This window comes from Mesorhizobium silamurunense (assembly GCF_014843905.1).
Classification (GTDB): domain Bacteria; phylum Pseudomonadota; class Alphaproteobacteria; order Rhizobiales; family Rhizobiaceae; genus Mesorhizobium; species Mesorhizobium silamurunense.
Map to the genome: position 1 here is coordinate 1 of NZ_LPVS01000182.1, position 588 is coordinate 588.

A 588-nucleotide genomic window follows, 5' to 3' on the forward strand; every position below is an offset into this window, starting at 1 on the left:
ATGCCCGAGCAGGACTTGGATAACGCGGATGTCGACGTCCTGCTCCAGGAGATGTGTGGCGAAGGAGTGCCTCAGGGTGTGCGGCGTTACCCGCTTCTTGATCTCGGCGGCTTCCGCCGCCGCATGAACGGCGCGGTTCATCTGCCGCGTGGACAGCGGCGTGATCGGGTTGCGGCCCGGGAACAGCCAGCCCTGCGGCAGCATCACGCCGCGGCGTCTGCCCACACGCCACCAGGCGCGCAGAAGGACGAGCAGCTGCGGCGACAGCATGGCGTGGCGGTCCTTGCGGCCCTTGCCCTGCTCGACGCGGATCAGCATGCGCGTGGAGTCGATATCGCTCACCTTGAGCGCCACGATCTCGGAGACCCGCAAGCCGGCCCCGTAGGCCGTGCCGAGGGCGGCCTTGTACTTCGGACCCGGTGCGGCTTCGAGCAGCCGCGCCACCTCCTCGACGCTCAGCACCAGCGGCAGCTTGCGTGGCTGGCGGACGACGGTGAGACGGCGCGCGAGATCGGGCCGGTCGAGCGTCACGGTGAAGAAGAAGCGCAGCGCCGAGACCGAACCGTTGATGCCCGGCGGCCGCATGCC

1 protein-coding gene is annotated in these 588 nt (G+C 69.4%); it reads right to left on the reverse strand.

The features are described from left to right. Window positions 1-585 (reverse strand): tyrosine-type recombinase/integrase (locus tag AU465_RS32945; protein WP_246506626.1); only part of this gene is annotated, 585 nt, incomplete at its 3' end. Between the last annotated feature and the right edge of the window lie 3 nt (window positions 586-588).